17 protein-coding genes, 2 tRNA genes and 4 rRNA genes are annotated in these 24,821 nt (G+C 59.4%); 14 read left to right on the top strand and 9 right to left on the bottom strand.

Annotation, left to right across the window (positions count from 1 at the left end):
- The first annotated feature begins 101 nt into the window (after positions 1-101).
- Genes ACPFMA_RS00605 through ACPFMA_RS00590 form a run of 4 tightly spaced genes read left to right on the top strand, consistent with a single transcriptional unit; the run spans position 102 to position 5,729 of the window.
- On the top strand, positions 102-878 hold the full coding sequence (locus ACPFMA_RS00605; RefSeq protein ID WP_425929505.1) for a DUF3050 domain-containing protein: 777 nt from the start codon (positions 102-104) through the stop codon (positions 876-878).
- Entirely contained in the window at positions 875-1,822 is a 948-nt protein-coding gene (locus tag ACPFMA_RS00600; protein WP_425929504.1) for a diiron oxygenase, read from the top strand. Before ACPFMA_RS00605 ends, ACPFMA_RS00600 begins: the two co-directional genes overlap by 4 nt.
- Entirely contained in the window at positions 1,819-5,238 is a 3,420-nt protein-coding gene (locus ACPFMA_RS00595) for an amino acid adenylation domain-containing protein (RefSeq protein ID WP_425929503.1), read from the top strand. Before ACPFMA_RS00600 ends, ACPFMA_RS00595 begins: the two co-directional genes overlap by 4 nt.
- A gap of 23 nt (positions 5,239-5,261) precedes the next feature.
- Positions 5,262-5,729 carry an SRPBCC family protein gene (locus tag ACPFMA_RS00590; RefSeq protein ID WP_064304366.1) on the top strand — a complete coding sequence of 156 codons (468 nt, stop codon included), beginning with the start codon at positions 5,262-5,264 and terminating at the stop codon, positions 5,727-5,729.
- Between the two features lie 54 nt (positions 5,730-5,783).
- On the opposite strand, the gene rrf (ACPFMA_RS00585) is transcribed toward ACPFMA_RS00590, so the two are convergent.
- The 8 genes from rrf (ACPFMA_RS00585) to ACPFMA_RS00550 form a co-directional block, all read right to left on the bottom strand.
- Positions 5,784-5,899: ribosomal RNA gene (gene rrf / locus ACPFMA_RS00585) — 5S ribosomal RNA — on the bottom strand.
- Positions 5,900-6,009: 110 nt separating this feature from the next.
- A 5S ribosomal RNA gene (gene rrf, locus ACPFMA_RS00580) occupies positions 6,010-6,125 on the bottom strand.
- Between the two features lie 136 nt (positions 6,126-6,261).
- Positions 6,262-9,152, bottom strand: a 23S ribosomal RNA gene (locus ACPFMA_RS00575).
- 228 nt (positions 9,153-9,380) lie between these two features.
- A tRNA-Ala gene (locus tag ACPFMA_RS00570) sits at positions 9,381-9,456 on the bottom strand.
- A 35-nt stretch (positions 9,457-9,491) separates the two neighbouring features.
- Positions 9,492-9,568 (bottom strand) — tRNA-Ile (locus tag ACPFMA_RS00565).
- Between the two features lie 78 nt (positions 9,569-9,646).
- Positions 9,647-11,183: ribosomal RNA gene (locus tag ACPFMA_RS00560) — 16S ribosomal RNA — on the bottom strand.
- The 16S, 23S and 5S rRNA genes sit together here with 2 tRNA genes alongside, the layout of an rRNA operon.
- Positions 11,184-11,728: 545 nt before the next feature.
- Positions 11,729-12,949 carry a CaiB/BaiF CoA transferase family protein gene (locus ACPFMA_RS00555; protein ID WP_009403444.1) on the bottom strand — a complete coding sequence of 407 codons (1,221 nt, stop codon included), beginning with the start codon at positions 12,947-12,949 and terminating at the stop codon, positions 11,729-11,731.
- A gap of 14 nt (positions 12,950-12,963) precedes the next feature.
- Positions 12,964-14,145, bottom strand: coding sequence for an acyl-CoA dehydrogenase (locus tag ACPFMA_RS00550; protein WP_425929502.1), 1,182 nt, complete (start codon positions 14,143-14,145; stop codon positions 12,964-12,966).
- A 166-nt stretch (positions 14,146-14,311) separates the two neighbouring features.
- Here ACPFMA_RS00550 and ACPFMA_RS00545 point away from each other — a divergent pair, with 166 nt between their 5' ends.
- The 10 genes from ACPFMA_RS00545 to ACPFMA_RS00500 all read left to right on the top strand — a co-directional run bounded on the left by ACPFMA_RS00545 (position 14,312) and on the right by ACPFMA_RS00500 (position 24,060).
- Entirely contained in the window at positions 14,312-15,226 is a 915-nt protein-coding gene (locus tag ACPFMA_RS00545) for a LysR family transcriptional regulator (protein ID WP_425929501.1), read from the top strand.
- A gap of 417 nt (positions 15,227-15,643) precedes the next feature.
- The gene (locus tag ACPFMA_RS00540; protein WP_009403441.1) at positions 15,644-16,765 is read left to right on the top strand and encodes a Re/Si-specific NAD(P)(+) transhydrogenase subunit alpha; all 1,122 of its coding nucleotides are present in this window, start codon (positions 15,644-15,646) and stop codon (positions 16,763-16,765) included.
- An 11-nt stretch (positions 16,766-16,776) separates the two neighbouring features.
- Entirely contained in the window at positions 16,777-17,094 is a 318-nt protein-coding gene (locus tag ACPFMA_RS00535) for an NAD(P) transhydrogenase subunit alpha (protein WP_009403440.1), read from the top strand.
- A gap of 2 nt (positions 17,095-17,096) precedes the next feature.
- A complete protein-coding gene (locus tag ACPFMA_RS00530) occupies positions 17,097-18,533 on the top strand; it encodes an NAD(P)(+) transhydrogenase (Re/Si-specific) subunit beta (RefSeq protein WP_009403439.1) in 1,437 nt (478 codons plus the stop codon).
- Positions 18,534-18,710: 177 nt separating this feature from the next.
- Positions 18,711-20,204 carry an acetyl-CoA hydrolase/transferase family protein gene (locus tag ACPFMA_RS00525; RefSeq protein WP_425929500.1) on the top strand — a complete coding sequence of 498 codons (1,494 nt, stop codon included), beginning with the start codon at positions 18,711-18,713 and terminating at the stop codon, positions 20,202-20,204.
- A 319-nt stretch (positions 20,205-20,523) separates the two neighbouring features.
- A complete protein-coding gene (locus tag ACPFMA_RS00520; RefSeq protein WP_009403437.1) occupies positions 20,524-20,739 on the top strand; it encodes a DUF1127 domain-containing protein in 216 nt (71 codons plus the stop codon).
- Positions 20,740-21,021: 282 nt separating this feature from the next.
- On the top strand, positions 21,022-21,339 hold the full coding sequence (locus tag ACPFMA_RS00515) for a DUF2388 domain-containing protein (RefSeq protein ID WP_064303897.1): 318 nt from the start codon (positions 21,022-21,024) through the stop codon (positions 21,337-21,339).
- Positions 21,340-21,451: 112 nt separating this feature from the next.
- Positions 21,452-21,757 (top strand): DUF2388 domain-containing protein, encoded by a 306-nt coding sequence (locus tag ACPFMA_RS00510; protein ID WP_009403435.1) that lies wholly within the window; start codon positions 21,452-21,454, stop codon positions 21,755-21,757.
- A 27-nt stretch (positions 21,758-21,784) separates the two neighbouring features.
- Positions 21,785-22,105: a DUF2388 domain-containing protein gene (locus ACPFMA_RS00505; protein ID WP_009403433.1), complete on the top strand. Its 321-nt coding sequence runs from the start codon at positions 21,785-21,787 to the stop codon at positions 22,103-22,105.
- Complete coding sequence (locus ACPFMA_RS00500; RefSeq protein ID WP_420059587.1) at positions 22,102-24,060, top strand: DUF4105 domain-containing protein; 1,959 nt, start codon at positions 22,102-22,104, stop codon at positions 24,058-24,060. The genes ACPFMA_RS00505 and ACPFMA_RS00500 overlap by 4 nt, the downstream gene beginning before the upstream one ends.
- On the opposite strand, the gene ACPFMA_RS00495 is transcribed toward ACPFMA_RS00500, so the two are convergent.
- Positions 24,061-24,462, bottom strand: a complete 402-nt coding sequence (locus tag ACPFMA_RS00495) for a GFA family protein (protein ID WP_009403429.1) — start codon at positions 24,460-24,462, stop codon at positions 24,061-24,063.
- Positions 24,463-24,821 lie beyond the last annotated feature (359 nt).

The following is a 24,821-nucleotide window of genomic DNA, read 5'->3' as shown; positions in this document are numbered from 1 at the left end:
CCCCCTAGCCTGCTGGTTGTAAATCCCAGGGCGCCCCTTCGCCCGGATTAATAATCAGCGCACAACTTTCGGCTGCCACCAGGTCATTCAAGGAACTTGCAATGAACAGTCTCGAACCGCTGTTGCATGAAAAGAAAACCGAACTGGCGAACCACCCGATCTTCGCTGAAATCCATTCGCTTCCGGTACTTCGTAGCTTTATGGAAACCCATGTTTATGCCGTCTGGGATTTCATGTCGCTGACCAAGCGCCTGCAGCAAGAGCTGACCTGCATCCGCTTGCCCTGGCTGCCGCCGCATGATCCGGAGGCCGCGCGACTGATCAACGAAATCGTATTGGGCGAGGAGTCGGATGATCGCCTCGATCGAGGCCACTACAGCCATTTCGAGTTGTATCTGGATGCGATGCGCGAGGTCGGTGCCTGCACCGTCGGCATCGAGCGTTTCGTCGCGCTGCAGCGAGAAGGTATGCCTCATCGCGCCGCACTGCACCATGCGGGCGCCAGCGAAGCGGCCCGGGAGTTTGTCGGGCAAACCCTGGACATCGCCTTGAATGCCCCGGCACATGCCGTGGCTGCAGCCTTCCTGCATGGACGGGAGAGCGTGATTCCCACCATGTTCCAGCGCATTCTCGATGACTGGGGAATCACCGGCAGCCAGGCGCCGACCTTCCGCTATTACCTGCAACGGCACATCGAGGTGGACTCTGAGGATCACGGGCCGGCAGCCGGGCAGTTGCTGGCACGCCTGGTCGGCGACGATCCCCAACGCGAGCGGGAAACGTACGAGGCTGCGATCACTGCGGTGGAAAGCCGATTGGCATTCTGGGATCGGCTGCGTCTGTCGATGCATCAGGAAGTCGCCGAGGCCAGCGTATGAACAGTCTCGACTATCAGTCCTTTTCCGACACCTGGGAAGACCGGGCCACCATCCGCACTCGCCCCCGGCGCCTGGTGGAAGACGATCATCGCCTGCTCTATCCGTTGAGCCGGCTCCCCCTGGTACTGACTGCAACCTTCCAGAACGAATGCGCGCACCTGCGCGACGTCGCCCTCGCACAGGGGCTCTACAAGTTCATCAACGACGTGGTGATCTTCGAGACCGAGATCGTTGACCGCACCGCCCGCGCCATTGCCAAGGACCGCTTCGCCGTGCGCTTTCCCCCAGCCTGTCGCTACGACGCCATGACCGTGGTAGTGGACGAGGATTATCACGCCCTGGTGGCGATGGACTTCATGCAGCAGGCCATTGCCCTGACCGGCATCCAACCGGTGATCCTGCCGACCGAGATCGAGTTGAGCCGGGCCATTCCGGCCGCGCTGGCGCTGGTTCCCGAGCGGTTGCGCGACGCCGTCGAGCTGATCTGCGTAGCCATTGCGGAAAACACCCTGACCAACGACGTCGCCGCCTTTGCCCGGGACGACAGCGTCAAGCCGTCGATCAAGGGCTTGATGGCCGACCATCTGCTCGACGAGGGGCGTCATTCCACCTTCTGGGCACGCTTGACCCGGATCTACTGGGGCCAGGCGCCGGAGGCGGATCGCCAACTGATCGCCGGGGTACTGCCGGTGTTCATTGCGCATTACCTGACCAACGAGATCCAGAAGTCGTTCGACCTGCAATTGATCGAAGCGCTGGATATCGCAAGGCCGGTCGCTGCAGCACTGCGGGAGGAGGTGGCCAGCATGGCTTGGCCGATTGGTCATCAGCATCCGTTGCTGGGAAACATCCTGCGTTTTTTCAGAAACAGCTCACTGCTCGATACACCGTGCGTGCAAGAAGCGCTGGCCGGCTACCTGCCATCGGCAAGGAGGGAGTCATGAAACGCCTGGAGATTGTGCTGGCCGGCAGTAGCCAGGCCTTGGGCATGCTGCATTCGCAGCTGGAGGAACATGGTCATGTGATACAGCTGGCTAACGGTCAGGAGGCACTCGCTGGCCACACCTCGGCCAGGCCCGACCTGGTGATCGAAGACGGCAGCCTCGAGCTGCCGGACTTCGACGGCTGTGCAGTTCTTGGCCTGCGGATTGGCAGCAGCACACCGGTCGCCGGAAAACTGCCCGAGCTGGAGTTGCTGTATTGGGCAGGTACGGCGCAGGCACAGCGGCTGATCGATCGTCAGCCGCTGGAGCAGGAAGTTTCAGGTAACGGACAGGCTCTGCGCATGAGGGCGCTGAAGGCGTTGCAGGAGCGGGTGGCATTGCATGTCAGTCGCCTCTCACGCTACCCGGATCATTTCCGCGAGATCCAGGCCAGTGAGCCGATGCGCCAGGCCCATGAGCATGCCTTGGATTGGCTGGAAAAGCTGGCGTGGATGCATGTCTTCAACCGTGACCTGGAACAAGGGTTACTGCTGGCAAGCACAACCCCAGTGATCGTGCGACTGGAACAAAGCCTGCTGGAACATGCGCGGCTGCCGGCGCTGAATTTCGATGGACAGCGCTTCAGCTATGCCCACCTGCACGGGCAAGCGTCGGCCATACAGGCTCGGTTACTGCCGTTGCTGAGCGGGAAGGCACCGGTGGTTGCCGTGTGCCTACCGAAATCGGTGGGGCTATATGCCAGCTTGCTGGCGGTACTGGGTTGCGGGGCGATTTATCTGCCTCTGGATCCGGAAACGCCTGTCGAACGCTTGCGCTTCATCCTGAGCAACGCCCAGGCCAGCGTGCTGGTCCATGATGCAACCAGCACGGCACTTGCCGGTGCAGTTCCGACGCTGGATCTGGGCCATCTGCCGGAGCGGACGGAAGGGGCCGGCCTGGTCAGGACGAGGCCGGACATCGATACGCCGTGCATCGCCATCTACACCTCCGGCACTACCGGCCAGCCCAAGGGCGTAGTGCTCAGCCAAGGCAATGTCAGCCACTTCGAGGCCTGGTACAGCACCCATGTGCGGCTCACACCGAACAGCCGCGTGTTGCAGTTTTCCACCATCAATTTCGATGCCTCGCTCCTCGACATCCTGCCGACATTGGTCTGCGGAGCGGAACTGGTGGTACCGAACGAGCAACAGCGGCGGGATCCGGCAAGCCTGGAGGCGCTGATTCGGCAGCAGGAGGTGACCCACGCATTCCTGCCCCCTGCCCTGCTCAGCCTGCTGACGCTGGAAAGCACCAACCTGGAACATCTGGTCAGCGGAGGCGATGTCTGCGAGCCAGCCGTGGTGGAGCGGCTGGCCGGGCGCTTTCGCTTCCACAATATCTACGGCCCGACCGAGACCACGGTGCTGGCCACTACCCGGGTGTTCGCGCCGGGAGACAGCGTGCGCAACCTCGGGATGCCGATCAGCAACAGCCGGGTGTTCCTGCTCGACGAACAGCTGCAGCCGGTGCCGGAGGGTAGCCGCGGCGAGCTGTATATCGGCGGGCCTGGTGTCGGCTTGGGTTACCTGAACAATCCAGCGCTGAGCGAAGAACGCTTCATTAGCCTCGAACTGCCCGACGGCGAACGGATCAGGCTGTACCGCACCGGCGATCTGGCCCGATGGACTGCCACAGGTATCGAAATCTGTGGGCGCCGGGACAACCAGGTGAAAATCCGCGGGTTCCGTGTCGAACCCGAGGAAATCGAGCATTGCCTGCGCGGGAGCCGTCTATTCGGCCAGGTCGCGGTTGTGATCGACGAGCAACGTCGGGTGTTGGCCTTTCTCGCGCAGCCGAAGGAGGCCGAGGCGCCTGACCGGCTGCGTCTGTATGCCCAACAGCATCTGCCCGACTATATGCGGCCATCGGTCTACCAAGAGCTTGCACAGATGCCCTACACGGCCAACGGCAAAATCGACCGTCGGGCGTTGTTGGGTCTGTCAGTGGCTCCTGGAGGAAACGGGCAGCGTCGGCCTCCTGCCAGCGCTCTGGAGGCGCGTTTGCTGGGCTTGTGGAGCGAGCTGCTGGAGTTGCCAGTCGAGGAGATTTCCACCGATGACAGCTTCTTCAACCTCGGTGGACATTCGATCCTGCTGTCGCGCCTGCTATTGGCGATTCGTGAGCATTTCGGTCAAGGCATTCCGATAAATCGCTTCATCGAAGAGCCGACACTGCAGCGCCTGGGCGCATTGCTCAGTGGGGCGCGAATCAGTAATGGTGTCGTCCATCCGCAAGCGTTGGCAGATGCCGCCCGTGCGATCGAATTACAAGCACTACCGATGGAAAGGCTTGGTGATGTGCACCGGGTGATAGTGACCGGGGCAAACAGTTTTCTCGGTGTACATATCGTCGCAGCGCTGCTGGATTGGGGTGCAACGGAAGTAGCGTGCCTGGTTAGACGTGGACCGGACACCAGTGCTGCCGAACGCTTTGCCCAGGCGGTCAGCGAGAATCGCATCAATGGCCTGGACTGGCGGCGCATCCGCGTGCTGGAAGCCGATTTGCGACGGCCGAAGCTGGGCCTGAGCGACGCCGACCATGAAGACCTGGATCGTCGCTACGGTGCACTTATCCACAATGCGGCCCAGGTTAACCACGTGCTGGATTACCCGGCGCTGGCAGCGGACAACGTCGAGCCGCTCTTCGAGTGCTTGCGCCTGTGCGAGGGGCGTACCAAGAAGATTTTCAATTTCGTCTCCACCCTGTCTGCTTGCAGCGCCAGGGATGGAAACGGTCGCGTGCTGGAACAACCGCCCGCTGCAACTCCGCCACTGTATATCCGCAACGGCTACAACCTGAGCAAATGGGTGGGCGAGCGCATTCTTCAGCGCGCGCAGGAGCAAGGTGTCTGGGTGAACCTGTTTCGCCCGGGGAACATCACTTTCAACAGCCGCAGTGGCGTCTCACAGCCGCAAAAGAACCGTCTGATGTTGATGCTCAAGGGCTCACTGCAGCTGGGTCAGGTGCCGGCACTGGATCTTCAGTTCGATCTGATGCCGGTGGACTTCCTGGCTCGCTTCATCGCCTTCCACGCCAGCCGTTATCGCGCTGGACAGGCCGTGTTCCACCTTCATAACCCGGAGCCTCTTCACTGGGCGCGCTATGTCGCGGCATTTCGTGATGCCGGGCGAAGCTTCGAGCTGGTCAGCGTGGCGCAGTGGCAGCGCCAACTACAGCAGGTCGATCGCGACAACGCGCTGTTTGACGTTCTCGGCTTTTATCTCGACGGGTTCGAGGAAGACATCGGCGACATCTCACTGATCGAGCATGCCAATGCACGCGATGGCGTGCACTTGATGGGCGAGCGCTATCCGGAGAAAAGCCCTGCCCTGCTTGAGCTTGGCTGCCGCTACCTGCGGGAAATCCGCTTCATCTGATTCACCACCCAGAGGGCAACATCATGCGAGTACTGAAACCCGACACGCTGATCCGCAATCCGCAAGGCTGCCTGGTCGTGTCCCAGGTCGATATCGAAGCACCGGCAAGCAATACCTGGCGTATCGTCGGCAATTTCGCCGGGTTCGCCGTGTTCATACCGGCACTCAGCCACATCGAGATGACGGGTACTGGCGTGCGTTCGATCCGCAAGAAGTTCTTCAAAGACAACAACTTCGTGATCGAGCAACTGAACTCGAGGGATGAGCAGGCGATGTACATGACCTGGAGCCTGATTCATACCAGCCTGAATATCGGCAATCTATGGGCGGCCATGGAGGTTAAGGATCTGGATAACAACCGCAGCCGGGCTATATGGACCATCCAGGGCGAGCCATGGGAGGGCGGCCCGGAGGCGCTCCCGGCGTTTCAGGCCTTTCTGCAGAAGTTTGCCGACGACGCCATGAACAATGTGCGCAATCTGCTGACCTAGGCCCTGAAAAGACAAAACCCCTGTCTGCAATGCAGACAGGGGTTTCGGAATGAATCTTGACGATGACCTACTCTCACATGGAGAAGCTCCACACTACCATCGGCGATGCGTCGTTTCACTACTGAGTTCGGGATGGGATCAGGTGGTTCCAACGCTCTATGGTCGTCAAGAAATTCTGTGTGCCGTTCCGTCATCAAGCGACGGCGCAGCGAAATCCTGGTACTTCTACTAAAAGACAAAACCCCTACCTGCATACGCAGATAGGGGTTTCGGAATTGAATCTTGACGATGACCTACTCTCACATGGAGAAGCTCCACACTACCATCGGCGATGCATCGTTTCACTGCTGAGTTCGGGATGGGATCAGGTGGTTCCAATGCTCTATGGTCGTCAAGAAATTCTGTGTGCCAACTCGTCTTTCGACGCCTCGGCAAATCGGGTATGTGACAGTTGTGGTCTGCACGAACTTTCGGTTCATTGCGTCTTCACCACCACAATCCGGCTTCTCAGCTCAGATTGCTTGGGTGTTATATGGTCAAGCCTCACGGGCAATTAGTATTGGTTAGCTCAACGCCTCACAGCGCTTACACACCCAACCTATCAACGTCGTAGTCTTCGACGGCCCTTCAGGGAGCTCAAGGCTCCAGTGAGATCTCATCTTGAGGCAAGTTTCCCGCTTAGATGCTTTCAGCGGTTATCTCTTCCGAACATAGCTACCCGGCAATGCCACTGGCGTGACAACCGGAACACCAGAGGTTCGTCCACTCCGGTCCTCTCGTACTAGGAGCAGCCCCTCTCAAATCTCAAACGTCCACGGCAGATAGGGACCGAACTGTCTCACGACGTTCTAAACCCAGCTCGCGTACCACTTTAAATGGCGAACAGCCATACCCTTGGGACCGGCTTCAGCCCCAGGATGTGATGAGCCGACATCGAGGTGCCAAACACCGCCGTCGATATGAACTCTTGGGCGGTATCAGCCTGTTATCCCCGGAGTACCTTTTATCCGTTGAGCGATGGCCCTTCCATACAGAACCACCGGATCACTAAGACCTACTTTCGTACCTGCTCGACGTGTCTGTCTCGCAGTCAAGCGCGCTTTTGCCTTTATACTCTGCGACCGATTTCCGACCGGTCTGAGCGCACCTTCGTACTCCTCCGTTACTCTTTAGGAGGAGACCGCCCCAGTCAAACTACCCACCATACACTGTCCTCGATCCGGATGACGGACCTGAGTTAGAACCTCAAAGTTGCCAGGGTGGTATTTCAAGGATGGCTCCACGCGAACTGGCGTCCACGCTTCAAAGCCTCCCACCTATCCTACACAAGCAAATTCAAAGTCCAGTGCAAAGCTATAGTAAAGGTTCACGGGGTCTTTCCGTCTAGCCGCGGATACACTGCATCTTCACAGCGATTTCAATTTCACTGAGTCTCGGGTGGAGACAGCGCCGCCATCGTTACGCCATTCGTGCAGGTCGGAACTTACCCGACAAGGAATTTCGCTACCTTAGGACCGTTATAGTTACGGCCGCCGTTTACCGGGGCTTCGATCAAGAGCTTCGCGTTAGCTAACCCCATCAATTAACCTTCCGGCACCGGGCAGGCGTCACACCCTATACGTCCACTTTCGTGTTTGCAGAGTGCTGTGTTTTTAATAAACAGTCGCAGCGGCCTGGTATCTTCGACCGGCATGGGCTTACGGAGCAAGTCCTTCACCCTCGCCGGCGCACCTTCTCCCGAAGTTACGGTGCCATTTTGCCTAGTTCCTTCACCCGAGTTCTCTCAAGCGCCTTGGTATTCTCTACCCAACCACCTGTGTCGGTTTGGGGTACGGTTCCCGGTTATCTGAAGCTTAGAAGCTTTTCTTGGAAGCATGGCATCAACCACTTCGTCGCCTAAAGGCAACTCGTCATCAGCTCTCGGCCTTGAAATCCCGGATTTACCTAAGATTCCAGCCTACCACCTTAAACTTGGACAACCAACGCCAAGCTGGCCTAGCCTTCTCCGTCCCTCCATCGCAATAACCGGAAGTACAGGAATATTAACCTGTTTTCCATCGACTACGCTTTTCAGCCTCGCCTTAGGGACCGACTAACCCTGCGTCGATTAACGTTGCGCAGGAAACCTTGGTCTTTCGGCGTGGGAGTTTTTCACTCCCATTGTCGTTACTCATGTCAGCATTCGCACTTCTGATACCTCCAGCAAGCTTCTCAACTCACCTTCACAGGCTTACAGAACGCTCCTCTACCGCATCACCTAAGTGATACCCGTAGCTTCGGTGCATGGTTTGAGCCCCGTTACATCTTCCGCGCAGGCCGACTCGACTAGTGAGCTATTACGCTTTCTTTAAAGGGTGGCTGCTTCTAAGCCAACCTCCTAGCTGTCTAAGCCTTCCCACATCGTTTCCCACTTAACCATGACTTTGGGACCTTAGCTGACGGTCTGGGTTGTTTCCCTTTTCACGACGGACGTTAGCACCCGCCGTGTGTCTCCCATGCTCGGCACTTCCAGGTATTCGGAGTTTGCATCGGTTTGGTAAGTCGGGATGACCCCCTAGCCGAAACAGTGCTCTACCCCCTGGAGTGATACATGAGGCGCTACCTAAATAGCTTTCGAGGAGAACCAGCTATCTCCGAGCTTGATTAGCCTTTCACTCCGATCCACAGGTCATCCGCTAACTTTTCAACGGTAGTCGGTTCGGTCCTCCAGTCAGTGTTACCTAACCTTCAACCTGCCCATGGATAGATCGCCCGGTTTCGGGTCTATACCCAGCGACTAAACGCCCTATTAAGACTCGCTTTCGCTACGCCTCCCCTATTCGGTTAAGCTCGCCACTGAATATAAGTCGCTGACCCATTATACAAAAGGTACGCAGTCACCTAACAAAGTAGGCTCCCACTGCTTGTACGCATACGGTTTCAGGTTCTATTTCACTCCCCTCTCCGGGGTTCTTTTCGCCTTTCCCTCACGGTACTGGTTCACTATCGGTCAGTCAGTAGTATTTAGCCTTGGAGGATGGTCCCCCCATATTCAGACAAAGTTTCTCGTGCTCCGTCCTACTCGATTTCATTGACAAGGGATTTTCGTGTACGGGGCTATCACCCACTATGGCGGCACTTTCCAGAGCCTTCCACTAATCTCAAGTCAACTTAAGGGCTAGTCCCCGTTCGCTCGCCACTACTAAGGGAATCTCGGTTGATTTCTTTTCCTCAGGGTACTTAGATGTTTCAGTTCCCCTGGTTCGCCTCATGTACCTATGTATTCAGTACAAGATACTCAGCTTGTGCTGAGTGGGTTCCCCCATTCAGAGATCTCTGGATCACAGTCTGTTTGCCGACTCCCCAAAGCTTATCGCAGGCTACCACGTCTTTCATCGCCTCTGACTGCCAAGGCATCCACCGTATGCGCTTCTTCACTTGACCATATAACCCCAAGCAATCTGGTTATACTGTGAAGACGACATTCGCCGAAAATTCATGACAAAAACTCACAAATTTTACCTTAGCCTGAATCAACACCAGTGAAAGTGTCGTTCAGTCTATTTCTATCACATACCCAAATTTTTAAAGAACGGACCAGTCAACAAAGACTAGAAATCAACATTCGAACCGAATGCTCATTTCTAAGCTTTAGCTACAGGAAGCAGATTATGGTGGAGCCAAGCGGGATCGAACCGCTGACCTCCTGCGTGCAAGGCAGGCGCTCTCCCAGCTGAGCTATGGCCCCAGACTGAGGCATGACACTGAATGGTGTAACTTAATTGGTGGGTCTGGGCAGATTCGAACTGCCGACCTCACCCTTATCAGGGGTGCGCTCTAACCAACTGAGCTACAGACCCAATAAGCTGCTTCTTCCGTCTTCTTCAATGAATCAAGCAATTCGTGTGGGAGCTCATGGTACGGCTGATGTCGTCGATTAAGGAGGTGATCCAGCCGCAGGTTCCCCTACGGCTACCTTGTTACGACTTCACCCCAGTCATGAATCACACCGTGGTAACCGTCCCCCCGAAGGTTAGACTAGCTACTTCTGGTGCAACCCACTCCCATGGTGTGACGGGCGGTGTGTACAAGGCCCGGGAACGTATTCACCGCGACATTCTGATTCGCGATTACTAGCGATTCCGACTTCACGCAGTCGAGTTGCAGACTGCGATCCGGACTACGATCGGTTTTGTGAGATTAGCTCCACCTCGCGGCTTGGCAACCCTCTGTACCGACCATTGTAGCACGTGTGTAGCCCAGGCCGTAAGGGCCATGATGACTTGACGTCATCCCCACCTTCCTCCGGTTTGTCACCGGCAGTCTCCTTAGAGTGCCCACCATGACGTGCTGGTAACTAAGGACAAGGGTTGCGCTCGTTACGGGACTTAACCCAACATCTCACGACACGAGCTGACGACAGCCATGCAGCACCTGTGTCAGAGTTCCCGAAGGCACCAATCCATCTCTGGAAAGTTCTCTGCATGTCAAGGCCTGGTAAGGTTCTTCGCGTTGCTTCGAATTAAACCACATGCTCCACCGCTTGTGCGGGCCCCCGTCAATTCATTTGAGTTTTAACCTTGCGGCCGTACTCCCCAGGCGGTCAACTTAATGCGTTAGCTGCGCCACTAAAATCTCAAGGATTCCAACGGCTAGTTGACATCGTTTACGGCGTGGACTACCAGGGTATCTAATCCTGTTTGCTCCCCACGCTTTCGCACCTCAGTGTCAGTATGAGCCCAGGTGGTCGCCTTCGCCACTGGTGTTCCTTCCTATATCTACGCATTTCACCGCTACACAGGAAATTCCACCACCCTCTGCCCTACTCTAGCTCGCCAGTTTTGGATGCAGTTCCCAGGTTGAGCCCGGGGCTTTCACATCCAACTTAACGAACCACCTACGCGCGCTTTACGCCCAGTAATTCCGATTAACGCTCGCACCCTCTGTATTACCGCGGCTGCTGGCACAGAGTTAGCCGGTGCTTATTCTGTTGGTAACGTCAAAACAGCAAGGTATTCGCTTACTGCCCTTCCTCCCAACTTAAAGTGCTTTACAATCCGAAGACCTTCTTCACACACGCGGCATGGCTGGATCAGGCTTTCGCCCATTGTCCAATATTCCCCACTGCTGCCTCCCGTAGGAGTCTGGACCGTGTCTCAGTTCCAGTGTGACTGATCATCCTCTCAGACCAGTTACGGATCGTCGCCTTGGTGAGCCATTACCTCACCAACTAGCTAATCCGACCTAGGCTCATCTGATAGCGCAAGGCCCGAAGGTCCCCTGCTTTCTCCCGTAGGACGTATGCGGTATTAGCGTTCCTTTCGAAACGTTGTCCCCCACTACCAGGCAGATTCCTAGGCATTACTCACCCGTCCGCCGCTAACTCGAAGAGCAAGCTCTTCTCATCCGCTCGACTTGCATGTGTTAGGCCTGCCGCCAGCGTTCAATCTGAGCCATGATCAAACTCTTCAGTTCAATACTGCTTGGGTTTTGAGAAAACCCTAAACTTGACTCAGCAATCTCAAAATGAACTATTCGATTGCTCGTATAGTCACTTGTGATGCTGATAATCTTTCTGACTATCAGTCCATTACCACAAGCACCCACACGAATTGCTTGATTCGATTGTTAAAGAGCGTTTGGCGAAGCGTTTCGCTTCAACCGAGGCGCGCATTCTACGCTTTCCTCTCAGCCTGTCAAGCGTTTATTTTGAAGTCTTTCAGAATTTCTCGTTCAACTTCAAACACTTGACTCGCTGCGATCTCTCGTCAGCGGGAGGCGAATTCTACAGCGTTACAACCTGCTGTCAACTGCCTTTTTCAACCGCTTTCGGTGAAGACCGAAGTACTTCCGATACTACCTGAAACTTCTAACTCGTTGAATCTCAAGGAGTTTTCCGTTTCGACTGCGCCGGAAGTGGGGCGAATTATAGAGAGATTGAATCGAGCGTCAAGCATTAATTTGAAATTGATTCAAATCAGGCCTGCCGCCCCGATTCCCTCTATATAGAGACAAGGGGCTCAGAGCACCCCAGCCTCCCGCAGTCGCTGGATAGCATCAGCATCAAGGTCCAGCACACCAGCCAGGATCTGCTCGGTATGCTCCCCCAGCAGCGGCGGGGCATTGCGGTACTCCACCGGCGTTTCCGAAAGCCGAATCGGACTGGCCACCTGCGGCACTATCCCGGCCAGCGGATGCGGGATATCGATCGCCAGCCCCCGAGCCTGCACCTGGGGATCGGCAAACATCTGCGCCAGATCATTGATCGGCCCGCAGGGCACACCCGCTTGCTCCAGCTGGCTGACCCACTCGGCCGTGGTCTTGAACACCGTGGCCTGGCGAATCAGCGGAATCAGTTCGGCCCGGTTCGCCACCCGCAGCTTGTTGGTCGCGAATCGCGGATCATCCGCCCACTGCGGCTGACCCGCCACCTCGGCGAATTTGCGGAATTGCCCATCGTTACCCACGGTCAGGATGAAGTCCCCATCCGCAGTAGGAAAGTCCTGATAAGGCACGATGTTCGGGTGTGCATTGCCCAGCCGACGCGGAGGGGTACCGGTCGTGAGGTAGTTCATCGCCTGGTTGGCCAGGCAGGCCACCTGCACATCCAGCAGGGCCATATCGATATGCTGCCCGCCGCCATGCTGATCCCGGTGGGCGAGGGCAGCAAGGATCGCCACCGTCGAATACAGCCCGGTAAGAATATCCGTCAGCGCCACCCCGACCTTCACCGGCCCGGCACCGTCCTCTCCTTCAGGACGCCCGGTCAGGCTCATCAACCCACCCAGCCCCTGGATCATGAAGTCATACCCGGCACGCTTGGCATACGGACCGGTCTGACCGAAACCGGTAATGGAGCAATAGATCAGATTGGGATTGATCTGACGGAGGCTTGCGTAGTCCAGCCCATAGGCAGCCAGGCCACCCACCTTGAAGTTCTCGATCACCACATCGGACTTCGCCGCCAGCTCCCGCACCAGCTTCTGCCCTTCGGGCCGGGTGAAGTCGATGGTGACGGAGCGCTTGTTACGGTTGGCCGACAGGTAATAAGCCGCCTCGCTGGTGTTCTCGCCGCTGCTGTCCTTGAGGAAGGGCGGTCCCCAGGCGCGGGTATCGTCCCCGCTGCCAGGCCTCTCGACCTTGATGACCTCAGCGCCCAGATCCGCGAGGATCTGACCGGACCATGGCCCGGCCAGTACCCGCGACAGATCCAGGACCCGCAAATGAGAAAGCGCGCCCATGGACTGTCTCCCTATTAATAGAAGGCCTGGATGCCGGTTTGCGCACGACCGAGGATCAGTGCATGCACGTCATGAGTACCCTCATAGGTGTTCACGACCTCAAGGTTGACCAGGTGACGAGCCACGCCGAACTCGTCGGAGATGCCGTTGCCGCCCAGCATGTCCCGGGCCAGACGCGCGATCTCCAGGGCCTTGCCGCAGGAGTTGCGCTTCATGATCGACGTGATTTCCACCGCCGCGGTGCCTTCGTCCTTCATCCGCCCCAGGCGCAGGCAGCCCTGCAGCCCCAGGGTAATTTCGGTCTGCATGTCGGCCAGCTTCTTCTGGATCAACTGGTTCGCCGCCAGCGGGCGACCGAACTGCTGGCGATCCAGGGTGTACTGGCGCGCGGTGTGCCAGCAGGCCTCGGCAGCGCCCAAAGCCCCCCAGGAGATACCGTAGCGCGCCGAGTTCAGGCAGGTGAACGGGCCTTTAAGCCCCCGCACATCCGGGAAGATGTTTTCTTCGGGGACGAACACGTTGTCCATGACGATCTCGCCAGTGATCGAGGCCCGCAGACCGACCTTGCCATGAATCGCCGGCGCGCTCAGGCCCTGCCAGCCTTTTTCCAGCACAAAGCCACGGATATCGCCCGCGTCGTCCTTGGCCCAGACCACGAACACATCGGCGATCGGGCTGTTGGTGATCCACATCTTGCTACCCGTCAGGCGGTAGCCGCCATCCACTTTCTTCGCACGAGTAATCATGGAGCCCGGGTCAGAACCGTGGTTCGGCTCGGTCAGACCAAAACACCCGATCCACTCCCCACTGGCAAGCTTCGGCAGGTACTTCTGCTTCTGCGCTTCGGTGCCGAACTCATTGATCGGCACCATCACCAGCGAGGACTGCACGCTCATCATCGAGCGGTAGCCGGAGTCGATACGCTCCACTTCACGGGCAATCAGGCCATAGCACACGTAGTTCAGGCCGCTGCCGCCGTACTGCTCCGGGATGGTCGCGCCCAGCAGGCCGACTTCGCCCATTTCGCGGAAGATTGCAGGATCGGTCTGCTCATGCCGAAAGGCTTCCAGCACACGTGGCGCCAGCTTGTCCTGGGCGAAGCTGTAGGCGCTGTCACGCACCATACGCTCCTCTTCGCTGAGCTGCTGATTCAGGAGCAGCGGATCGATCCAGTTGAAGCTTGCTTTGCCGGCCATGTGGGAATCCTCTAGGTGGGAAAGGGAGTGATTGTTGTCGTGCCTTTGATCCTAGGCCCGAACGGGCAGGGCGACAAACGAGGATTCCGCAACCTCTTGTGCTAATTTCTCACTTCGTAATTGAGATGAAGGCTGTTCAGAAGCCAGATTAGTGAGGTTGACGTATATGCGGCGCAAGATTCCCAGCACCACGGCCCTGGTCTGCTTCGAGGCAGCCGCCCGCCACGAGAGCTTTACCAAGGCGGCGCAGGAGCTTTCCCTGACCCAGGGTGCCGTTTGTCGACAGATCGGCGGGCTGGAAGAGTTCCTCAATGTCGAACTGTTCCGCCGCTCGAGACGCGGCGTGAAACTCACCGAAGCCGGCCTGTCCTACAGTCGCCGGGTAGCAACCCAGCTAGACGCGGTGGAGCGCGACACACTGTCAGTAATGGGCCAGCAGGGCGCCAACGTGATCGAGCTGGCGGTCGTGCCGACCTTCGGCACCCAATGGCTGCTGCCGCGGCTCAAGGATTTTCAGCAGCGCCACCCGGACGTCACGGTCAACCTGACCAACCGCACCCGGCCTTTCCTGTTCGCCGACACCAATTTCGATGCCGCCATCTACTTTGGCGACGCCGACTGGTCCGGTACGCAATCCCACAGGCTGATGGGAGAAAACCCGGTTCCGGTGTGCAGCCCGTCGCTATTGGGCAAGCATGAGAAGCTCGATCCGCAGACCATCGCCCAACTGCCCCTGCTGCAGCAGACCACCCGGCCCTACGCTTGGCGCCAATGGTTCAATAGCCTGGAAATGAACGTCGCGCGCGACATGACAGGCCCGCGCTATGAACTATTCTCGATGCTGGCCCAAGCGGCGATGCACGAGATGGGCGTGGCGCTGATTCCACCGTTCCTGATCCAGCGTGAACTGGAGGAACGCAGGCTGGTGATCGCCAACCCGCACGGACTGTCCAGCATCAAGGCCTACCACTTGATGATTCCGGAAAGAAAGGTCGAGTCCGCTTCATTGCGTTTTTTCCGCGATTGGCTGGTAACCGAGGCACAGCGCTATACCGCAGCCGACAAGGCTCAAGCCGACTAATTGACCCGGTAGTCAATTAAATTTAACACCTACAGATATAAGGAAATGTCGCAGAAGCGACAACTGTTCCGCCCTTCATTAAAAACTCTGACAACCCCAATGTTTACGGGGCTTTAAAGCGGAAAAAACGACCTTTTTCTTCCTCTCCGCGAAAATTGTCAGAAAATTTTTAAAAAATCTCCTAATGTCGCTAAACCCCGTGTTTGGCGGGCTCAAGCCGGTTCGTTGCGACAAGTGGTCACAGGGTGACTTGTAGTTTCGATTAAGTTTCCATTCAGAACCCATTGAAGCGATTCAGGATCGCTTGCAAAATGCCGCGCCCCGCCTCGTTCAGGCGGGATCGTGCTGATCGGCCGCCCCAGACGCACCATCCGTAGTGCGCTGGTTCAACAACAAAGATCACGCAGGAGAAATGACGTGCACATTGGTGTTCCTCTCGAAACGCAGACGGGCGAAACACGGGTCGCTGCCACTCCCGAAACCATCAAGAAACTGGTGGGCCAGGGCCATCAGGTCACTGTAGAGCGTGGAGCCGGCGTCAATGCCAGCATTCCTGACAGTGCCTACGAGGCAGTCGGCGCGGTTCTTGGAAGCGCCGCCGATGCGTTTGGCGCGCAGCTTGTCCTTAAGGTTGTAGCGCCCAACGACAGCGAACTGGCCCTGATCAAGAGCGGCAGCGTGCTTGCGGGCATGCTCAACCCGTTCAACAACGATCTGATCGCAAAAATGGCCGAACGCGGGATCACCGCCTTCGCTCTCGAAGCCGCGCCACGCACTTCCCGGGCCCAGAGCCTGGACGTGCTGTCCTCGCAGGCGAACATCGCCGGTTACAAGGCCGTGTTGCTCGCCGCGCACCACTATCCACGCTTCATGCCGATGCTGATGACCGCCGCCGGTACGGTGAAAGCCGCCCGCGTGCTGATCCTCGGAGCGGGTGTGGCCGGCCTGCAGGCCATCGCCACGGCCAAGCGCCTGGGCGCGGTGATCGAGGCGTCGGACGTGCGTCCGGCGGTGAAGGAGCAGATCGAATCCCTCGGCGCCAAGTTCATCGATGTGCCGTACGAGACCGACGAGGAACGCGACTGCGCGGTTGGGGTCGGCGGCTATGCCCGCCCGATGCCGGCGAGCTGGATGCAGCGCCAGGCCCAGGCCGTGCACGAGCGCGCCAAGCAGGCCGATATCGTCATTACCACAGCCCTTATCCCGGGCCGCAAGGCACCAACCCTGCTTAGCGCGGAAACCGTGGCGCAGATGAAGCCCGGCTCGGTGGTCATCGACCTGGCAGCGGCCCAGGGCGGCAATTGCCCGCTGACCGTCGCCGATCAGATCGTCATCGAGAACGGCGTGACCATCGTCGGCCCGACCAACCTGCCGGCCCAGGTCGGCGCCGATGCCTCGGCGCTCTACGCGCGCAACCTGCTGGACTTCATGAAGCTGCTGTTCGACAAGGACGGCGCGCTGACGATCAACCTCGAAGACGACATCGTCGCCGCGTGCCTGATGTGCCGCGACGGCCAGGTCATCCGCAAGAACGGTTAAGGAGCAGGGCAATGGAAGACATGCTGATTTCCCACGGCGTCTATAACCTGATCATCTTCGTGCTGGCGATCTATGTCGGCTACCACGTGGTCTGGAACGTCACGCCTGCGCTGCACACCCCGTTGATGGCGGTCACCAACGCCATCTCCGCCATCGTCATCGTCGGTGCCATGCTCGCCGCGGCGCTGACCGTCACCCCGCTGGGCAAGGTCATGGGCACCCTTGCGGTGGCCCTGGCGGCGGTGAACGTGTTCGGTGGATTCCTCGTCACCCGGCGCATGCTGGAGATGTTCAAGAAGAAAGCCGCGAAGGCAGAGGGGCAGAAGTAAAGATGAGCATGAACCTGGTAACACTTCTCTACCTGGTAGCGTCGGTCTGCTTCATCCAGGCCCTCAAGGGCCTGTCGCACCCGACCACCTCCCGGCGCGGCAACCTGTTCGGCATGCTTGGCATGGCCCTGGCGGTCATCACCACCGTTGGCCTGATCTACAAGCTCGGCGCGGAGCTGGCCACTGATGGCATCGCCTACGTGATCGTCGGCCTGCTGATCGGCGGTAGCGCCGGCGCGATCATGGCCAAGCGCGTGGAAATGACCAAGATGCCGGAGCTGGTAGCCTTCATGCACAGCATGATCGGCCTGGCTGCGGTGTTCATTGCCATTGCCGCCGTGGTCGAGCCGCAATCCCTGGGTATCGTCAGCGCCATCAGCGACCCGATCCCCACCGGCAACCGCCTGGAGCTGTTCCTCGGTGCAGCTATCGGTGCGATCACCTTCTCCGGCTCGGTCATCGCCTTCGGCAAGCTCTCCGGCAAGTACAAGTTCCGCCTGTTCCAGGGCGCACCGGTACAGTTCGCCGGGCAGCACAAGCTGAACCTGGTACTGGGCCTGACCACCATCGGCCTCGGCCTGGTGTTCACCTTCACCGGCAACTACACCGCCTTCGCCGTGATGCTGGCCCTGGCCTTCGTCATGGGCGTGCTCATCATCATCCCGATCGGCGGGGCAGACATGCCGGTCGTGGTGTCGATGCTGAACAGCTACTCGGGCTGGGCGGCGGCGGGCATCGGCTTCTCGCTGAACAACTCGATGCTGATCATCGCCGGCTCCCTGGTGGGTTCGTCCGGCGCCATCCTCTCGTACATCATGTGCAAGGCGATGAACCGCTCCTTCTTCAACGTCATCCTCGGCGGATTCGGTGGTGATACCGATGCCGGCGCGGCGACCGGATCGAAGGAACAGCGCCCGGTGAAGTCCGGCTCCGCCGACGATGCCACCTTCCTCCTGAGCAACGCCGACACCGTGATCATCGTGCCCGGCTACGGCCTGGCGGTGGCCCGTGCCCAGCACGCACTGAAGGAACTGACCGAGAAGCTGACCCACGCCGGGGTGACGGTGAAGTACGCCATCCACCCGGTGGCCGGTCGCATGCCCGGGCATATGAACGTGCTGCTGGCGGAAGCCGAAGTACCGTATGACCAGGTGTTCGAGATGGAGGACATCAACTCCGAGTTCGGCCAGGCCGACGTGGTCCTGGTGCTGGGCGCCAACGACGTGGTCAACCCGGCGGCGAAGAACGATCCGAAATCGCCGATCGCCGGCATGCCGATCCTGGAGGCCTTCAAGGCCAAGACCATCATCGTCAACAAGCGCTCGATGGCCAGCGGCTATGCCGGCCTGGACAACGAACTGTTCTACCTCGACAAGACCATGATGGTCTTCGGCGATGCCAAGAAGGTCATCGAGGACATGGTCAAGGCCGTCGAATAAGGGCCTTTTCCAGATGTGACAAAAAGCCCCGGTTCGGCAACGACCGGGGCTTTTTTGTCCCCGGCCTGCCGACGGAAGGCTCTATTGCAGGGCTTCACATACGACCTTGGTCGTGGGACGAGTCTTTGCGAAAGCAATAGACTGCGCTCCTGGTTTCAATACCCGAGATAACAATCCATGTACCGTGATCGTATTCGCTTGTCCTCGCTGCACAATAAAGTCATGAGCGCGGCCGATGCCGCCGGCCTGATCCAGGATGGCATGACCGTTGGCATGAGCGGCTTCACCCGCGCCGGTGAAGCCAAGGCCGTTCCCCACGCGCTGGCCGAGCGGGCCAAGCAGTCGCCGCTGAAGATCAGCCTGATGACCGGCGCCAGCCTGGGCAACGACCTGGACAAGGAACTGACCGAAGCCGGTGTGCTGGCACGACGCATGCCGTTCCAGGTGGACAGCACCCTGCGCAAGGCGATCAACGACGGCAAGGTGATGTTCATCGACCAGCACCTGTCGGAAACCGTCGAGCAACTGCGCAACCAGCAGCTCAAGCTGCCGGACATTGCCGTCATCGAAGCGGTGGCGATCACCGAACAGGGCCATATCGTACCCACCACCTCCGTCGGCAACTCGGCGAGCTTCGCGATCTTCGCCAAGCAGGTGATCATCGAGATCAACATGGCGCACAACGCCAATCTCGAAGGCCTGCACGACATCTATATTCCGACCTACCGTCCGACCCGCACGCCGATCCCGCTGGTGAAGGTCGATGACCGCATCGGCAGCACGGCGATCCCGATCGACCCGACGAAGATCGTTGGCATCGTCATTACCGAACAGGCGGATTCGCCGTCTACCGTGCTGCCGCCGGACGAAGAGACCCAGGGCATCGCCAACCACCTGATCAACTTCTTCAAGGAAGAAGTGGCGGCGGGGCGCATGACCAACAGGCTCGGCCCGCTGCAGGCCGGCATCGGCAGCATCGCCAACGCGGTGATGTGCGGTCTGATCGAATCGCCGTTCGAAGAACTGACCATGTACTCCGAGGTACTTCAGGACTCGACGTTCGACCTGATCGACGCCGGCAAGCTGGGCTTCGCCTCGGGCAGCTCGATCACCCTGTCGAGCCGCCGCAATGCCGATGTGTTCGGCAACCTGGAGCGCTACAAGGACAAGCTGGTGCTGCGCCCGCAGGAGATCTCCAACCACCCTGAAGTGGTGCGCCGCCTGGGCATCATCGGCATCAACACCGCGCTGGAGTTCGACCTGTACGGCAACGTCAACTCCACTCACGTCTGCGGTACACGGATGATGAACGGCATCGGTGGCTCGGGCGATTTCGCGCGCAATGCCCACCTGGCCATCTTCGTGACCAAGTCGATCGCCAAGGGCGGCGCGATTTCCAGCGTGGTGCCGATGGTCAGCCACGTCGATCACACCGAGCACGACGTAGACATCCTGGTAACCGAGCAGGGCCTGGCCGACCTGCGCGGACTGGCACCGCGCGAGCGCGCCCGGGCGATCATCGACAATTGCGTGCATCCGGACTACCGCGAAGCGCTCAACGACTACTTCACCCGCGCGTGCGAGCGGGGCGGTCACACCCCGCACATCCTGCGCGAAGCGCTGGCCTGGCATGAAAACCTGGAAGAAACCGGGCGCATGCTGGCCGTTTAATCGGTGAACACTGCTCAGCCGACAAGGTGCAATGCCTGTCGGCTGAACAGTTCGACCAACTGATTTTAAAAAACTGTACTACTGTACCGCTCAAAACCCCTCGATTTTCCGCCTTCCACTCGCCAAAAATTGAAAAACGCACCATTTTTGCGCCAACCAGTACAGTTGCGTGCATTTCGAGTGCAACAGTGCCCTTAAACAGTTAACTGGACCATCACAATGCAGGTGAACTGTATCTACTGTTATGGACGCCCGAGGAGGATCATTGGCATCAGTTAAATCACTACTCAATGCCGCCACAAGCGGAAGGAAGCACATCATGGAACGTACCCTCAGTTCCGGTCTGGTTTTCGAAAGCAACGCTCAACAATCCAAAGCTGCCCTGCCACTGCGCCTGCTGGCCAACCTGGTTCTGTGGCAACGTCGTATCTCCAGCCGCCATCAACTGGCTCGCCTGGACGCTCGCCTGCTGGCTGACGCCGGTATCAGCGAAGCACAACGTTACGAAGAGCTGAGCAAGCCTTTCTGGCGTTAATGCAAGGCCCGCCGGCCAAGGCCGGCACCGAATTCCGAAAAACCCGTCGCAGGTGACTGCTGACGGGTTTTTTCGTTCTGGAAGGCGCGGGCTAGAGGGATTTGCCGGTCGACAGATACAGTTTTCAGATTTATAAAATCAACCATAACAGTTATATCGACCGGCGCTTCGCTTGTTACGTGTTACGCTTTTTCCAACAGGGTTTTATGCCACGCGTAGCGCAACCGGCTGAGCGTGCGTCTGACAGTTGCTGGACCCAAGTCCTACCTCAGGAGATAGACCATGATCCGTACCCGTCTGCTGGGCGCCGCACTCTTGCTGGCCCTGGCTTCCACCGCCCACGCCACGAGCTTCATCGTCACCACCGACTCCCTGGTCGGTGCACTGAAAGCCTCTTCCGACGCCACGTCTGACGTGACCTCGTCGTTCCGCGACAACAAGGTCGTGCGTGCCGCCCGTGACGACGCCGCCAGCTTCGTCGCCAGCAACGGCGATATCCGCGGAGTGAAACTGGAAAGCGCCTTCGCCCATATCCGCCAGCAACTGCCAACCCTGCAAGCCAGCGACGCACAACTGGCCCAGGCGATCCTGGCGCTGTAGGCCTGACACACCAGGCAACACCCTGCAAAACAGCCGGGCCAACCGCTCTGGCCCGGGCTGATGCCATGGGATAGCCTTGGACACCTTGTGTTTCCAAGGGCCATCTCTTTCCATGCGTTATGTGTTTTTGCTGCTTGCACTGTTCGGGTCCACAACGGCGTTCTCGACAACGGCCGAGGCCTTCGACATGACCACCGCCGCCAGCGTTATAGGCGGCTACGCCACCAGCCAGGTGACCAGCGCGCCCTTCGACCGCAAATGGGTGCAGGCCGCCCGCGACGATGCTGCGGCCTACGTCGCCAGCGATGGCCAGCTCCGTGGCGCACGGCTGGAATCGGTCATTGGCCGGCTACGCCGGGAAAACCCCGATCTTCATGCTGGCGACCTTGAACTGGCGCAAGCAATTCTCGTCCAATGATCACCCCTGTTTCTCCGGAGAAGTTCCATGCGTAACCCGCTGATCGCCGCCACCCTCGGCTTCCTTCTGCTGGCCGATGTGGCCCAGGCACATACCCTGGTGGCCACCAGCAATATCATCGTCCGTGCCTTTGGCCGCTCGATCGATTTCACCTCGGACACCACCACCTCGATCCGTGATTCCAAGGTCGTTCGCGAAGCCCGTGACGACGCGGCCAGCTTCGTCGCCAGCAATGGCGATATCCGCGGCGCACAACTGGAAGCCGCCTTCAACACCCTGCGCCAGCGCGTCCCCGAAGCGCGCGACGCCAGCGACCAGGTACTCGCCGAAGCCATCCTCGCGCTGTGAAATCACTCCGTGCCTGGCTGCTGGGCGGCGTACTCGCGCTGCTCGGCAGCCCCGCCGTGGCCGATCTGCAATTGCATTTGCAAGGTGACGGGCTGAGCGCGGCCCAGCGCCAGGCGACCCAGGCATTGCTGGATGAAGCGCTGGAAAAACTGCCATCCAGCTTCAAGACCCGACTCGACCGCAGCGTCACCGTCAGTTGGGACTCGCGCATGCCGCAGGATGCGTACGGCCAGGCTTCGCTGGTGTCGACCCTGGCCCTGAACCGTCGTCTCCTTGACAGCCTCACCGACGGCAGCGCCGCCACGCAGAAGACCGGTCGCCCCCACGGCACGGTGCGCGAAGAGCTGCTGGCCACCGTGCTCCATGAACTTACCCACATCTACGACCGCGCGCGGCTCTGGCCGGCGGACCAGCGTCGCCTGATCGTCCAGTGCCAACGCCAGCTCGATAGCCAAGGCAAGGTCGGCCTGCGTGACGAATGCCGCGGCCAGCCAGGGCGCCGCTTCACCCTTAGCGACGATCCGCGCCTGCTCGACCTGGCCGGCTGGCCGCAATATGTCGGTCGTCGCGGCGAGCGCGAGCAGGAAAACCACCAGGACGTACGCACCCCGGACAGCTACGAGCTGAGCAGCCCCAAGGAATTCATCGCGGTCAACATGGAGTATTTTCTCCTCGACCCGAGCTACGCCTGCCGTCGCCCGGCACTGCACGCCTACCTGAGCGGACATTTCGGCTGGGCGCCGGAACATCCGCCCTGTGCGGCAGAGCTGCCTTACCTCAATGCCGGCAATGACTTCGCCAAGCAGCCCCTCGGCTACATCGACCCGGAGCGGGTCTATTCGGTGGACTACCTGCTGGCCGAAGCCAACCAGAACTGGGTCAGCCGCTGGGGCCATAGCATGTTGCGCCTGGTGATCTGTGCGCCGGGTCGCCCGCGAGGCCCGGATTGTCGGCTGGACCTCGACCAGCATCTGGTCCTGTCGTACCGCGCCTTCGTCAACGACGTGCAGTTGTCCAGCTGGGACGGCCTGGTGGGCTCCTATCCATCGCGCCTGTTCGTGCTGCCGCTGGGCCAGGTCATAGACGAATACACCAAGACCGAGCTGCGCAGCCTGTCCTCGGTGCCGCTCAAGCTGTCCCGTCCGGAGCTGGAAAACCTGGTGCGCCAGGCCCTGGAGATGCACTGGAGCTACGACGGCAACTACTTCTTCCTGTCCAACAACTGCGCGGTGGAAACCCTCAAGCTGTTGCGCAGCGGTACCGCCAACCGGCAACTGACCAGCCTCGACAGCATCATGCCCAACGGCCTGCTGGAAGTGCTCAAGGGCCGCGGCCTGGCGGACACCCGTGTGCTCGACGACCCCCGCGAGGCGCTGCGCCTGGGCTACCGCTTCGATTCCTACCGTGATCGCTTCGAGGCCATGTTCCAGGTGTTGAAGAAACAACTGCCGATTCCCCAGGCAACGGTCGAATCCTGGCTGGAACAAAGCGCAGAGCAGCGCCGTACCTGGTTCGAGCGCGCCGATCTGCGCACCAGTGCAGCGATGCTGCTGCTGGAACAGGCCGCCCTGCGCCGGCAATTGCTGCTGGCCCAGGACGAGGTCAAGCAGCGCTATCTGAGCGGCCGCTCGCAGCAGGACGGACGGGTCGACAAGGCCAACCGCACGTTGCAAGAGATCCTGGCCAACAGTGGTTTTCTCAGCAAACCGGCCGAATTGCTGGGGCAGGGCGGCTACGGGCTGCCCCAGGCCCAGGAGCGCGAGCAGTTGCTGGACAGCAGCCGCGAGCGACAGGCCCGGTTGCAAAGCCTGAGCACCGATCTCGACAAGGAAGCCCGGGCATTGCTCGACCCCGAGCGCGACAAGGAAATCCGCGCCGTGGAAACCAACGCCAAACTGATCGGCGACCACCTGCGCGCCCTGCACAAGGCGGCCGGCGGCCTGGAGCTGCCCTGATTACAGCGATTCGTGCTCCTCACCAGGCAGGTGCTCGTCCAGATGCAACCAGGGCAGGCGGCTGACCGTCCAGATATGCCGGTCGGGGCGGACCGAGGCCGGGTCGTCGAGGGTAGCGATGGTGATATCGATGGTTTCCGGGCTCAGGTCGGTGGTCAGGGCCAGATGGGCGCCACAGCGGCTGCAGAAGTAACGCACGCAACTGGCGGACGAGTCGTAGCGCTGCGGAGTGCCGGTCAGCCATTGGAAGGCGGAGCAGGGCACCGTCGCCCAAGTGATCAGCAAGCCGCCGGAAACCTTGCGGCAGATCGAGCAATGGCAATGGGCGACGTCGGTCAGCGGGCTTTCGACCCGGTAGCGCAGGGCGCCGCAATGGCAGCCGCCTTCCTGGTGTTGGCTCATTTTCGTTGGGCACTCCTTCGCTGCAATCAATGAATTAATAGAGCGACGCGCCCCCTGTGGGAGCGGGTTTACCCGCGATTGCGGTAGTGGATTCACCATCGCAATCGCGGGTAAACCCGCTCCCACAGGGTCCGTGTCGCGCTTTCGAGGTCAAAAATGAAGCTTTCAGCATCGAAAGCTGGCTGAAAGCTTAGGCCCTTAGCATCGCCTCACCACCGGCAAAACGACCGGCGCGCCAGGGCACCCGAAATCAGGATGCCCGGCCTATTCAACAAGAACAATGGTGATTCCGATGTCCTTCCGTACCGTCCTGCGCCCGCAATTCCCGCCGTTACTCCAGCCCCAGCACCCAACCCGCT

Origin of the sequence: Pseudomonas sp. NyZ201, assembly GCF_049860765.1 — a bacterium.
GTDB lineage: Bacteria > Pseudomonadota > Gammaproteobacteria > Pseudomonadales > Pseudomonadaceae > Aquipseudomonas > Aquipseudomonas bharatica.
This window is presented reverse-complemented; position numbering and strand designations above follow the sequence as displayed.